This is a genomic window from Streptomyces sp. NPDC048361, from assembly GCF_040651795.1.
In the GTDB taxonomy this organism is placed as follows: Bacteria; Actinomycetota; Actinomycetes; order Streptomycetales; family Streptomycetaceae; genus Streptomyces.
Window position 1 is genome coordinate 22,131 of record NZ_JBEZKW010000066.1, and the last position, 13,111, is coordinate 35,241.

Annotated in this window: 3 protein-coding genes; all 3 read right to left on the bottom strand. The window is 73.5% G+C overall.

Annotated elements, in window-relative coordinates; translation table 11 throughout:
* Positions 1–23 precede the first annotated feature (23 nt).
* Positions 24–875 carry an ABC transporter permease gene (locus AB0D31_RS29030; protein WP_362728573.1) on the bottom strand — a complete coding sequence of 284 codons (852 nt, stop codon included), beginning with the start codon at positions 873–875 and terminating at the stop codon, positions 24–26.
* The gene (locus tag AB0D31_RS29035) at positions 872–12,430 is read right to left on the bottom strand and encodes an amino acid adenylation domain-containing protein (RefSeq protein ID WP_362728575.1); all 11,559 of its coding nucleotides are present in this window, start codon (positions 12,428–12,430) and stop codon (positions 872–874) included. Before AB0D31_RS29035 ends, AB0D31_RS29030 begins: the two co-directional genes overlap by 4 nt.
* 475 nt (positions 12,431–12,905) lie before the next feature.
* On the bottom strand, positions 12,906–13,111 hold a 206-nt coding region (locus AB0D31_RS29040), incomplete at its 5' end, for an MMPL family transporter (RefSeq protein ID WP_362728577.1).

The window sequence follows — 13,111 nt, forward strand, 5'->3', positions numbered from 1 at the left end:
GGTGTCTCCTTGCGGTTGGGGGTTCAGGAACCAGCGGTGCGGTAGCGGCGCAGGCTCACGGTGAAGCAGGTCGCGAACAGCACGCCGAGGGTCACCGCGATCACCACGCCGGGGTGCTGGGTGGGGAAGCTGTCACCGGCCGGGGCCGGGTTCCCCCACAGGTCGCGGCAGGCCGCGATCACGGCGCTGACCGGGTTCCACTCCGCGAGCGGTTTGATCGGCGCCGGCATGGTGTCCGGGGAGAGGAACGCGTTGGACAGGAAGGGCAGCACGACGACGACGAAGGGCGTGACCACGCTGATGGTCTCCACGCCGCGCAGCGTCATCGCGAAGAGCACGCCGACCCAGAGCATGGCGTAGATGAGGACCACGATCAGGGCGAAGCCGGCGAGCGTCGCGAGGACCCCGGCCCGGGTGCGCCAGCCGAGCAGGAGCCCGGCCCCGGTGACGAGCACCAGGCCGGCCATTCCCACCAGCAGGTCGGCGAGGGTGTGCCCGAACAGCACCGCGGACCGGCTGATGGGCATCGACCGGAACCGGTCGACCAGGCCCCCCTTGAGGTCCATCGCCACCGAGACGGCGGTCGGCCCCATGCAGGCGAGGGCGACCTGGACCGCACCGCCGGCGAAGACGTACTCGCCGTAACTGCCCCCCGCGGGGGGCGCGATGGCGCCCCGGAAGAGGTACCCGATCATGATCATCGACACCAGCGGGCTGAGCACCACGCCGAGCACCCGGCCGGGCGCGCGGCCGAGGTGGCGCAGCCGCCGGCCGGCGACCGCGCGGGTCTCGGTGAGGACCGCGCCGAGACCTGCCCGGCCCCGCTCGTCGTCCGCGCGCTGCGTGATCTCCCGTAGGGGGAGCGCCGTCGTCATGACGTCTCACGCCCGCTCGCCGCGCGGTGGTGACGGTCGAGTTCGGCGGCGACGACCGGGCCGATCTCGGCCAGCGGCCCGGGGTTGAGGATGTCGTCGTGGGTGCAGGCGATCCGGTGGATCTCCAGCGGGCCGCTGAAGTGGGGCCGCCACAGCGTTTCCTTCTCGGTGCCGGCCTCGCCCCAGTCCGAGTGCTCGGCGAGGAAGAGCTGCATCGTGCCGTCGTAGTCGCGGGGCGAGTAGCGGGTGTTGAGCCCCTGGTGGTGGGACATCAGGTCGATCATGCGGGCCATCCGCCGGTCTCCCATCCTGGCGAGCGGGCTCCCGTCGCGGCGCAGCGCGTCGATGATGTCCGCGGTGGTCAGGTCCCGGTCGCCGAACTCCGAGCGGTGGTGTCCGATCCCCTCCAGCAGCCAGCCGAGGACGCCCTGTTCGTCCCGGTCGTCCACGATGCCGGTGCGCGGGTAGGAGTCCAGGTTGGCCAGCAGGCCCACCTCGTCGCCGGCCGCGCGCAGCTGCACGGCGACCTCGTAGGCGAGCAGCCCGCCGAGCGACCAGCCGAAGAGGTGGTACGGGCCCTCGGGCCGGACCTCCTTGATCATCTGGATGTACTCGGCCGCGGCCTCCTCCAGGGTCTTCGGCAGCGGGGCGTCACCGACGACGCACGGTGCCTGGATCCCGTAGATCGGGTACTCGGCGCCGATGTAGCGGGCGAGCGGCATGTACGACAGGGCGAAGCCGACGCCGCTGTGCAGGCAGAACACCGGGGGGCGGCTGCCGGTCGGCCTGATCTGGAGCAGGGTTGCGAACGCGTCCGCCTGATCGAGGGCGTCGGCCTCCTCGATCGCCTCCGCCATGATCTGTGCGCTGCGCCGGCCGGCGGGGGCCGCCGGCCCGGGGTCCGGCCGCCGCTCGGCGGCCCCCTCGGCCGCGGGTTCCAGCGCGGCCGCCAAAGCCCGCGCCGACTGGTGGGCGAAGACATCCGCGATGCTCACCGAGAGCCCCGCCTTGCGCGCCAGACTCACCAGCCGCAACGACTTCATCGAGTCCATGCTCACCCGCGGCGACTCGAAGAAGTTCTCCTCGACACCAAAGGCCTCCACCCCCAGCACCTTCGCCACGATCCCCACCAGCACACCCTCCACCGGCGACAGCTGCTCCACCGGCTCGGGTTCCGGCTGTCCGGCCTCCCCGGGTGCGGGCTCCAGCGCGGCCGCCAAAGCCCGCGCCGACTGGTGGGCGAAGACATCCGCGATGCTCACCGAGAGCCCCGCCTTGCGCGCCAGACTCACCAGCCGCAACGACTTCATCGAGTCCATGCTCACCCGCGGCGACTCGAAGAAGTTCTCCTCGACACCAAAGGCCTCCACCCCCAGCACCTTCGCCACGATCCCCACCAGCACACCCTCCACCGGCGACACCTGCCCCGCCTGGCCTTCGCTCTCCCGCGAGGGCCGGGCCGCGGGTCGCGCATCGGGATCCACGAGGTTTCCCTCGGTGTCCCACATGAACCGCTCGCCCGTGCGGTGGAGCCGGGATCCGGGCGGTCCGAACGGGTTCGCCACGAAGGTCTCGGCAGTCTGACCGGGGCGCCCCGCGAAGCCGCGGGCGACCGCGGCCCCGGCGATGTAGAGCTCTCCGGCCACACCCGGCGGTACGGGCGCGAGCCACTCGTCCAGCACATAACGCCGCACGTTCCAGACCGGCTTGTCCGCGACGAACGGCTGCGGCGTGGCCCAGTCATTGGCCAGTGGTTCCTCCGCGCGCACCCCGGCCCCGCGGAGCAGCGGCCCGAACAGCCCCACCCCGTCCGCCGCGCCCGAATCCAGCGCCCAGGCCAGCAGGTTGGTGGCCGACCGGTGCTCGACGACGACGCCGCGGGGACGGCCCGTCGCGTCGTCGGACCGGATCACATAGGCGGCGTCATCGGGTCGCGGCGCCGCCGCACGGTCCGCCTCGGTCAGCGCGGCGGTGGAGCAGCCCCGCACCTCGGGGCCGTCGACGACGACTGGGGTGACACCGGTGCTGCGCAGCCGGCCGGCCAGGCCGGCGGTGGTCAGGACGCACAGCGGCGCGGTGTCGGTGAACAGCGCCTTGACGCGTCCGGCGGGTTCGTCGGCCGCGACCGGCACCAGGGCGGCGCCGGACTTGAGGACCGCGAGGACCGCCGTGGCCCGCTCGGCCGCACCGGGCACCGCCACCGCGACGACCCGGTCGGGACCGGCCCCGGCGGCGAGCAGCCGGCGCGCCAACTGGTTGGAGCGGGCGTCGAGTTCGGCGTACGACAGGCTCCGCACGGCGAGCGCCTGCGGGGTGCGCTCCACCCGGGCGGCGAACAGCTCGGGCAGCGTCGTCCGCGGCAGCTCGCGCGCGGTGTCGTTCCAGGTGTTCAGGACGCGCTCGCGCACATCGCCGGTCAGCAGGTCGAGGCCGCTGAGCCGAACGTCGGGGTCGGCGGCCACGGAGCGCAGCACCTGCGTGAACTGCTCCACCATGCGCTCGGCCGTGGCCCGTGTGTAGAGGTCCGTGCTGTAGTTCAGGAGTCCCCGCATGCCGTCCCCGCCGGGCCATTCGAGCAGCTCGACGACGAGGTCCAGCTTGGCCCGGTCCGAGCCGACGTACTGCGGACGTACGGTCAGACCCGGCAGCTCCAACGGCTGGTCGCCGTTGCTCTGCACGCTCAGCACGGTCTGGAACAGCGGGTGCCTGCCCAGCGAGCGGGCCGGCTTGAGCGCGTCGACGACCTGCTCGAACGGCACGTCCTGGTGGGCGTAGGCCGCCAGGTCCGTCTCGCGCAGCCGGTCGAGCAGCTCACGGAAGCTCGGGTCGCCGCTGGTGTCGCTGCGCAGCACCAGCGAGTTGATGAACATGCCGACCAGGTCGTTCAGCGCCTCGTCGGTGCGCCCCGCCACGGAGATGCCCAGCGGGATGTCGTTGCCGGCACCCAGCCTGGTCAGCAGCGCGGAGAGAGCGGCCTGGAAGACGATGAACTCGGTGGTGCCGCTCTCGCGGGCCAGCTCCACCAGGGTGCCGCGCACCGCGGGGTCGATGTCGAACATGACCACGTCGCCGGCGGAGCTGCTCACCTCGGGGCGGGGGAAGTCCGTGGGCAGCGCCGACACATCCGGCAGGCCCGCGAGCGCGTCCCGCCAGAACGCCAGTTGGCGGGAGGCCACGCTGTCCGGGTCGTCCGGTGCGCCGAGCAGGTCGCGCTGCCAGACCGCGAAGTCCGCGTACTGCACGGGCAGCGGGGACCACTGCGGAGCGCGGCCCGCGGCCCGCGCCCGGTAGGCGGTGGACACGTCGGTGAGCAGGGGCGCGATCGACCAGCCGTCGAAGGCGATGTGGTGGAAGACGAAGAGCAGAACACACTCGTCCTCCGCGACCGGGAACAGCCGTACCCGCACCGGCGGTTGGGCCGTCAGGTCGAAGCCTTCGTCGGCCTCGGCGGCGAGCGCGCCGGCCAGCTCGGCCTCGGTGACGGTACGCACCTTCAGGACGGGCGATCCGTTCGTCGCGTCCAGCACCCGCAGCGACGGCACGCCGTCGGTGTCCGGGATGACGGTCCGCAGCACCTCGTGCCGCTCCGCCAGGTCGACCAGGGCGGCCTGCAGAGCCACCGCGTCCAGGCGGCCCGAGAGACGGAAGGCCATCGGGGTGTTGTACGTGCCGTCGGCGCGCCCCTGGCTGCGGTTGATGAACCACTGCCGCTGCTGGGTGAAGGACAGCGGGCGTTCCGCGTCCTTCGGCGCCGGGACCAGCGCCGGCCGTGCCTGCGCCGCCGACTCGACGTGCGCGACCAGACCGGCCACGGTACGGGCCTCGAACAGCGCCCGGATGGGCAGTTCGACACCGAGCGCGGTCCTGGCCCGGCTGACCAGCCGGGTCGCGAGCAGCGAGTGGCCGCCGGACTCGAAGAAGTCGTCGTCGATGGAGACGCGGGGTACACCGAGGATGTCGGCGAACAGCCCGCAGAGGATCTCCTCGGCGACGGTCCGCGGCGCACGGCCACGCGATACGGCGCCCAGGTCCGGCGCGGGCAGCGCCTTGCGGTCGAGCTTGCCCTGCGCGGTGAGCGGAAGGGCGTCCAGTTCGACGACGGCCGAGGGCACCATGTACTCGGGCAGCGACTCGGCGAGCCGCTCCCGCAGAGTGGCGGTCACCGAAGGACCCGCGCCGGCCGACGGAGCGGACGCCACGACGTACGCGACGAGCCGGCGGTCGCCCGTCTCGTCCTCGCGCACCACCACCACGGCCTGCTCGACACCCGGCTGGGCGAGGAGCGCCGAGGTGATCTCGCCCAGCTCGATGCGGAAGCCGCGCAGCTGGACCTGGTCGTCGGCCCGGCCGAGGTAGTCGAGCTCGCCGTCGGACAGCCATCGCACCAGGTCGCCGGTGCGGTACATGCGGGCGCCGGCCGGGCCGTAGGGATCGGCCACGAAGCGCTGTGCGGTCAGCTCGGGGCGGGACAGATAGCCGCGGGCCAGGCCGCCCGCAACGTACAGCTCGCCCACCGTCCCCTGCGGTGCGGGCCGCAGCTGCCCGTCGAGGACGTACACCTGGTGCGCCGTGGTCGGGCGCCCGATCGGGGGCCGGCCGGGGCCGGCGAGCGGGCCGCTGACGGTGGAGCTGACCACGGCTTCGGTGGGCCCGTAGCCGTTGTACAGCCGGACCTGTCCGGACCAGCGTTCGACGATCTCCGCGGGGACGGCCTCGCCGGCCACCGCGAGACGCAGGTCCCCGGGGAGCACACTGCCCTGCGGCAGCCCGCCCACCACGACGGGCGGCAGACCGGCCAGGTTGACGCGGGCGTTGTTGATCAGGTCGACGAGCGGCTGTCCGGGGGCCCGGCACTCCTCGTCCGCGATCACCAGGGTGCCGCCGGTGAGCAGCGCCAGCATGAACTCCCAGACGGAGGCGTCGAAGCTGAACGAGGCGAACTGCAACACCCTTGTCTCTTCGTCGAGTTGGAAGCGCTCGACGAGGCTGTCGACCATGGAGAGCAGACCGGTGTGCGCGACCACGACGCCCTTGGGGCGGCCGGTGGAGCCGGACGTGTAGATGATGTAGGCCGGGTGGTCGGGCCGCAGCGGTACGGACCGGTCGGCGTCGGTGAGATCGGCGTCCGGGAGCCCGGCGAGCAGCTCGGTGGTGGCGGGATCGTCGAGGACGACCGGCGGGTTGGCGAACGCGGGCAGTCCGCCGGGCCGGCCCGCGGTCGCGGTGTCGGTGAGGACCACCGCCGGACGGGCGTCGTCCAGCATGTACGCGATGCGGTCGACGGGGTAGGCCGCGTCCACCGGCAGGTACGCCGCGCCGGTCTTGAGCACCGCGAGCGCCGCGACCACCATCTGCGGGGAGCGCGGCAGCATCACGGCCACGACGCCCTCGGGGCCCACGCCGCGCGTGACGAGCAGCCGTGCCAGGCGGTTGGCCTGCTCGTTGAGCGTGGCGTACGGCACTTCCTCGGCGCCGGACACGACGGCCGTCCTGTGCGGCGCCGCCGCGGCCCGCGCCTCGAAGGCTTCGGTGGTCAGCGCTCCGGACGCGGGCCGGATCCGGCGGGCGCCCGACCAGTCGCCGAGCAGCCGGGCCCGCTCCTCCTCGTCGAGCGCGTCCAGCTTGCCCAGCGCGGTGGCGGGGGCGGCCGCGAGCTGCTCGACGACCCGCACGAAGCGCCGCAGGATCGCGTCGACCTCGCCGGGCGTGAAGAGGTCGGGCCGGTACTGGGACTCCACGCGCATCCGGTCGCCGGGGAAGACGCCGAGGGCCATCGGGTACTCGGCGATGACCCGCGCCTCCCAGCCCAGCATGCTCAGGCCGGGGATGCGTTCGCCGATGCCGTCGAGGACACCGGCCGGGTAGTTGTGGAAGCTCACCACCGTGTCGAAGAGTTCACCGATCCCGGCGCCGCGCTGCACCTCCGCGAGGCCGAGGTGCTGGTGCGGTTCGAGGCCGAGCTGGCGCTCCTGGAGCTCCGCGAGCATCGTGTCGAACGGTGTCGAGGGGTCGAGCGTGACGCGTACGGGAAGGGTGTGCATGAACGCGCCGACCATCCGTTCGACGTCCGGCAGCTCCTCGGGCCGCCCGGAGGCGACCGCGCCGAACGTCACGTCCTGACGGCCCGTGAGCCCTGCGAGCGTGACCGCCCAGCACCCCTGCACGACGGTGTTCATCGTCAGGCCGCGCGCGTGGGCCCACGTGGTGACCGCGGCGACGAGAGGCTCGGGCAGCCGCACCGACCGGGTCGCGGGCAGCACCGATACCCGCTTGCGGTCGGCCGGCCCGAGCCGGGTGGGCTCGTCGATACCGGCCAGCTCCTTCTGCCACGCCTCCCGCGCCGCCTCCTTGTCCTGCGCGGCCGACCAGCGGAGATAGGCGTGGGCGGGGGCGACCGGCGCCAGCGCCGAGACGTCCGCGCCGTTGGACCAGAGGGTGACCAGCTCGTCGGCGAGGACCGCCGAAAGGGACCAGCCGTCCACCAGGATGTGGTGGGCCGTCCACACCACGCGGTGCCGCTCCCCACCGAGCCGGTAGACCGTGAAGCGGGTGAGCGGGGCGTGACCGACGTCGAAGCGGCGCAGCCACTCCTCGTCGGTGAGCCGCTTCACCTCGGCGTCGACGGCCGATTCCGGTACGTCGGTGAGGTCCACCTCGGTCCACGACAGTTCCACGTCGGCGGGCACCAGCTGGACCGGCTCGCCGTCCCGCTCCCTGAAGCAGGCGCGCAGCCCCGGGTTGCGGTCCACCATCGCGGCGACGGCGGCACGGAGCGCGGCCGCGTCGAGCGGGCCGCCGATGTCCATGACCACCTGGAGGGTGTACGCGTCAACGCCGTGCCGGTCGAACTCCGCCTGGAAGAGCAGCCCGCGCTGCAGCGGGGAGAGCGGCAGGATGTCGTCGAGCCGCCCGACGGCCTTCTCGTACGCCTCGATCTCCCGCTGATCGACGGTGACCAGCGGGAACTCGGACGGGATCCGGCCGCCCGCCCCGGGGGTCCCGGCGTGCGCGGCGATGGCGCCCAGCGCACGGAACCAGTCGTCGGCCACGCGCCGGACGGCGTCCTCGGACAGGACCGAACCGGCCCAGGTCCACTCGGCGACCAGCACCGGCCCGCCCGGCCGGTCCTCGGTCGTCGCGACGAGTTCCAGGGCGTGCCGCAGCGGGGTCTCGGGGGCCGCGGCGAGTCCTGCCGCCCCCGCTTCCATCGACCAGGCGGCGCCGGTGCCCGCGGCGAAGCGGCCCAGGTAGTTGAAGCCGACCCGGGGAAGGGCGAGGCGGCCGAGGAGCGCGGCGGTCTGCGGGTTGAGATGCCGCAGCAGCCCGTGGCCGAAGCCGTGGTCGGGCAGGGCGCGCAGGGACTCCTTGACGCGTTTGACCGCGGCACCGCAGGAGGCGCCGCCGTTCCAGACCTCGGCCCAGTCGACGTCGCCGACGTCGAGCCCGACGGGGAAGGCGCTGGTGAACCAGCCGACCGTACGGGACAGGTCGACGTCGCCGCCCTTGAGGGCGAGTTGCTCGCGGCCGTGGCCCTCCAGTTCGACGAGGGTGCGCGAGCCGTCCTGGCCGGTCCGGTGGCCGTGCGCGGCGAGGGCGAGCCCGAGGCCGGTCAGGAGCACTTCCTGGGTCTCGGCCTGCAGAGCGGTGGGCGTCCCGGCCAGGACGGAGGCCGTCAGCTCCGCGGGAAGTTCCAGACGGAGCCGGCCGGCACCGCCGTGGACGTCGGCGGCCGGGTCGAGCGGCCGGTTCGCGAACACGTCGTGCGTCTCGCCCAACAGCTCGCTCCACAGCGGGAGTTCGGCCACGCGCTCGGGGGCGCGGGCCTCCTCGGACAGCGCCTTGACCCAGCGGCGGTAGGAGGTGGGCACCGGGTCGAGGGAGGCCTCGCGGCCCGCCGCCACCGCGTTCCAGGCGGCTTCCAGGTCGGGAAGGAGGATCCGCCAGGACACCCCGTCCACGGCGAGGTGGTGGATGACGAGCAGCAGCCGGCCGGGCCGGTCCGTCCCCTCGTCGAGGAGGACCGCCTGGACGAGGAGCCCGTCCCGCGGACGCAGCCGCTGCCGCGCGGCCGCGATCTGCTCGGCGAGCACCGCGTCACGGTCCGCGCCGGGCGCGACGTCGACCCGGGTGACCACGTCGACCGCGGACACGGCGGCCGGCGGCAGTGTCTGCAGGGACCACAGGGCCGGCACCGGCACGGTCAGTCTGATGCGCAGTGCGTCGTGCCGGTCGAGGACGGCCTGCACGGCCTGCCGCAGCCGGCCGAGGTCCGCGCCGACGGGCAGCGCGACGGTCATGTACTGGGCGAACTGGTCGACGGTGTCCGGCAGTTGGCTCAGGTCCTCGCGCAGCTGGTCCATGATCGGGGAGAGTTCGAGCTCTCCGATCCCGTCCTCCACGAGGGCCTCGGCCGCCGGGGCCGCCGGCTGCGCGACCGCGGCGATGGCGGCCGGGGTGCGGTGGCGGAAGACGTCGCGCGAGGTGAGGACCAGACCGGCCCGGCGGGCGCGGCCGACCACCTGGATGGAGCTGATGCTGTCGCCGCCCAGGGCGAAGAAGTTGTCGTCGACGCCGATGGCCGGGACCCCGAGCACCTCGGCGAAGACCGCGCACAGGATCTCCTCCTGCGGGGTGCGGGCCGTGCGGCCGGTGGCCGCCGACCCCAGGTCGGGGGCGGGCAGCGCCTTGCGGTCGACCTTGCCGCTGGTGGTCAGCGGGAGCCGGTCGAGGGTGAGCCACGCGGTCGGCACCATGTGCTCGGGCAGCACCCGGGCCAGCCGGTCGCGGACGGCCGCGGTGCCGGGGCCGGCCTCCGCGGGCACCACGTACCCCACGAGCCGCGGGTGGCCCGCCGGGTCCTTGATCACCGCGGCGACCGCGTCGGCGACTTCGGGCAGGGAGCGCAGCGCCGCTTCGACCTCGCCGAGCTCGACCCGCTGGCCGCGGATCTTCACCTGGTGGTCGCGGCGGCCGATGAAGACGAGCTGTCCGTCCGCGCCCAGCACCACATGGTCGCCGGTGCGGTACATGCGGGAGCCGTCAGCCGCGAACGGATCGGGCACGAAGATGCCCGCCGTGCGGCCCGGGTCCGCGAGGTAGCCGCGGCCGACGCCCGCGCCGGCTATGTAGAGTTCGCCGGCCACCCCGCGAGGCACCGGACGCAGATCGTCGCCGAGGACGTGCAGCCGGGTGTCGCGCAGCGGACGGCCGATCGGCATGGACGTCACCCCGACATCGGCGGCGGTCCGCGCGTATCCGTGGGTGACGTCGTCGGAGCACTCGGTTGGGCCGTACACGTTGGCCAGCGCGATGTCCGGGAAGTACGCCAACCACCGCGTGCACAGCTCGGCGGGGAGCACCTCGCCGTTGGAGATCATCCAGCGCAGCCCGGGAAGCAGGGGCGCGCCGCCCGCCGCGTCCCACACGTCGAGGGTCGCGCGGAGCAGCGAGGGGACCACTTCGAGGACCGTCAGCCGCTCCTCGGCGATGGTGGCGAAGAGCGCGGCCGGGTCGGCCGCGTCGACCCGGTCCACGGCGCGCACCCGGCCGCCGACGAGCAGCGTGGTCAGCGACTGCCAGACGGTGACGTCGAAGGTGACCGGCGCGTTGTGGACCAGGGCGTCGGTGTCGCTCAGCGACAGCTCCTCGACCTTGGCCAGGAGGTGGTTGACCATGCCGCCGCGCTGCACCATCGCGCCTTTGGGGCGGCCGGTCGAGCCCGAGGTGTAGATGACGTATGCCAGGTCGAGCGGGCCGCCGAGGACGGGGGCCAGCGCGTCGGCCTCGTCGCGCTCCGCGTCCAGCACGCGCACGGGGAGCGGGGTGTCCGTGCCGGCGGCCGCGGCGGCCTGCTCGGCGAGGGTCCGGTGGGGGGCGTCGGTGAGGATCATCGCCGCGCGGCTCTCGCGGAGCAGCGAGGCCAGCCGGGCCTGCGGTGCCTGCGGGTCCAGCGGCAGGAAGGCCCGTCCGGCGCCGAGCACGCCGAGTTCGGCGGTGACGAAGTCCCGGCCGGGGGCGGTCAGCAGGGCCACCGGGCCCTGCCCGGTCAGGGCGCGCGAGACGGCGCTCGCCCTGCCGACGAGTTCGGCGTAGCCGATGCTGCCGCCGTCGTCGGTGACGGCGACCGCGTCGGGCCGCTCGGCGGCGCGGGCGCGGACGCGTTCCACGACTCCGAGGTAGGGCTCCTGGCGGACCGGGCCGGTCAGGGCCGCGGCGAGGCCGGCCGCCTCGTCGGGCGGCAGGAGGTCGAGTGCGCCGAGGTGCTCGTCGGCTCCGGCGGCCACGAAGCGGCCGAGGAAGTCGACGAAACGGGACAGGTGGGCGCGGGTCTCCTCCGGCGTGTAGCGGGCCTCGTTGGCGCTGAGGTCCACGCCGATGCCGGCGTCGCCCTTGTCGGCGACGGTGAGTTCGAGGTCGTCGACCAGGCCGGTGGAGGGGCTGTGGATGGTGGCCTCGCAGGGGCCGATGGCGAGCCGCTCGACCTGCGGCATCATGTTGATGAACGGGCCGAACGGCCTGCGGTCGTCACTGGAGAGACCCATCGCGCGGCGGATCCGGCTCACGCGGTGGCGCTGGTGCTTGAGCCCCTGCGAGAAGCACCGGTAGGTCTCGGCGAGCAGCTCGGCGCGGGTGGCCCCGGGCCGCAGCGCCAGGCGCAGCGGCAGGTAGTTGACGACCATGCCGGGGATGTTCTGCATGGTGCCGCCCACGCGCGCCGTGACCGGCAGGGAGAGCAGTACGTCGTCGGTCGCCGTCATCCGCCCGGTGTACGCGGCGAGCGCGGCGACCAGCACGGTCTGCCAGGTCACCCGCGCGTCCCAGGCGGTCGTCCGCAGCCCCTGGGCGATCGGCTCCGGCAGGACGGTCTCCTCGCGCAGGAAACTCTGGGCGGGGTCCGCGTCCCGCGTCGCGAGGGAGACCGGCTCGGGCCGGTCGGCGAACTGCTGCTCCCAGTAGGCGCGGTCGCGCTCGGCGCGCGGGGTGCCTTCGTAGGCGGCCTCGGCGTCGATCAGCGTCCGCAGCGACGGGAAGCGCCCCTCGTCCAGGGAGGTTCCGGCGACCATCGCTTCGTAGATCGCCGAGAGACGTTCCCAGTAGATGACGTAACTGAAGCCGTCCGACACGAGGTGGTGGTTGAGGAGGCAGAAGAAGGTGCGCGCGGAGCCGAGGGTGAAGACGCTCAGTCTGAAGAGCGGGACGCGGTCGCTCGCGGCGGGCGAGAGCGGCACCCGCAGATCGGCCGCGATCGCCTCGCGGGCCGCCGCGGCCGGGTCGTCCGTGTCGCTGACGTCGGTGAAGGACACCGGAACCTCGGACAGCTCCTCGATGAACTGCCGTGGCTCGCCGTCCACTTCGGTGAACCGGGCGCGCAGGCACTCCGACTCCTCCACGAGCCGTTCGAGCGCGGCCCGGAAAACCTCCGGATCCAACGGCCCGCGTATGTCCCAGTAAATGGCGGTGTTGTACGCCGCGCCGCCGCCGGAGAGCTTTTCGTCGAACCAAATGTCCTTCTGGCCGGCGGTGAGCGGAAGGCCGGCCACCTGAACATGAGTCATAGCAATCCCCTAGCGTCTCGCGATCCGGGTCGTGTCAACGTGGTCTGTCGTGAGCGGGTTCTTCGGGCTGGTCTGGACGAGGCGGGCTCTCGCGAGGACCTCCGAGGGCGGCTGGCACTGTTCGTGGCGCCGCGCCGGACGTAGTCGTGGGTGCGCCTCCCGCCCGTGCCGCAGAGGGATCGCGAGACACCAGCGAGGGTCACCGAATTCACACCGGCCATCGTCGACGACCGCACTGACAGGCAACTGACATGGGCGAAGGCCCTGTTGAGCCGGTGTGAGGGCGGGTCCGGGCACGCGGAAAGGCCGCCCTCGCGGGCGGCCTTCGGGGTGGAGCGCGTCCGCTGCCGGCGGCGGGTCGCGGCCGGTGTGCGGGATGACGGGGAAGGCGCCGAACCGACGGGGGTGGCGGTCCGGCGCCCGTATGTGGGGCCCCTTCGCGGGGCGGGTGGCCCCGTTCCGAGGGGCCTGTTGGTTACCGCCGCAGATGGGCCACAGGAGCGGTCGCGGTGAGGCCGTGGCTCTCGGGCGTGACTCCCCGGGCCTGGGCGCGGCGCATCTTGCGGGACGGCCACCAGCTGGCGTCGCCGAGCAGGATCAGGGCCGAGGGCAGGATCATGACGCGGATGATGAAGGCGTCGAGGAGGACGGCGACGGCGAGGCTGAAGCCGATCTGCTTCA

Bases quoted from the DNA above. Each gene is read 5' to 3' on its own strand.
- AB0D31_RS29030 (WP_362728573.1), bottom strand. From the start codon at position 875: ATGACGACGGCGCTCCCCCTACGGGAGATCACGCAGCGCGCGGACGAC.
- AB0D31_RS29035 (WP_362728575.1), bottom strand. From the start codon at position 12,430: ATGACTCATGTTCAGGTGGCCGGCCTTCCGCTCACCGCCGGCCAGAAG.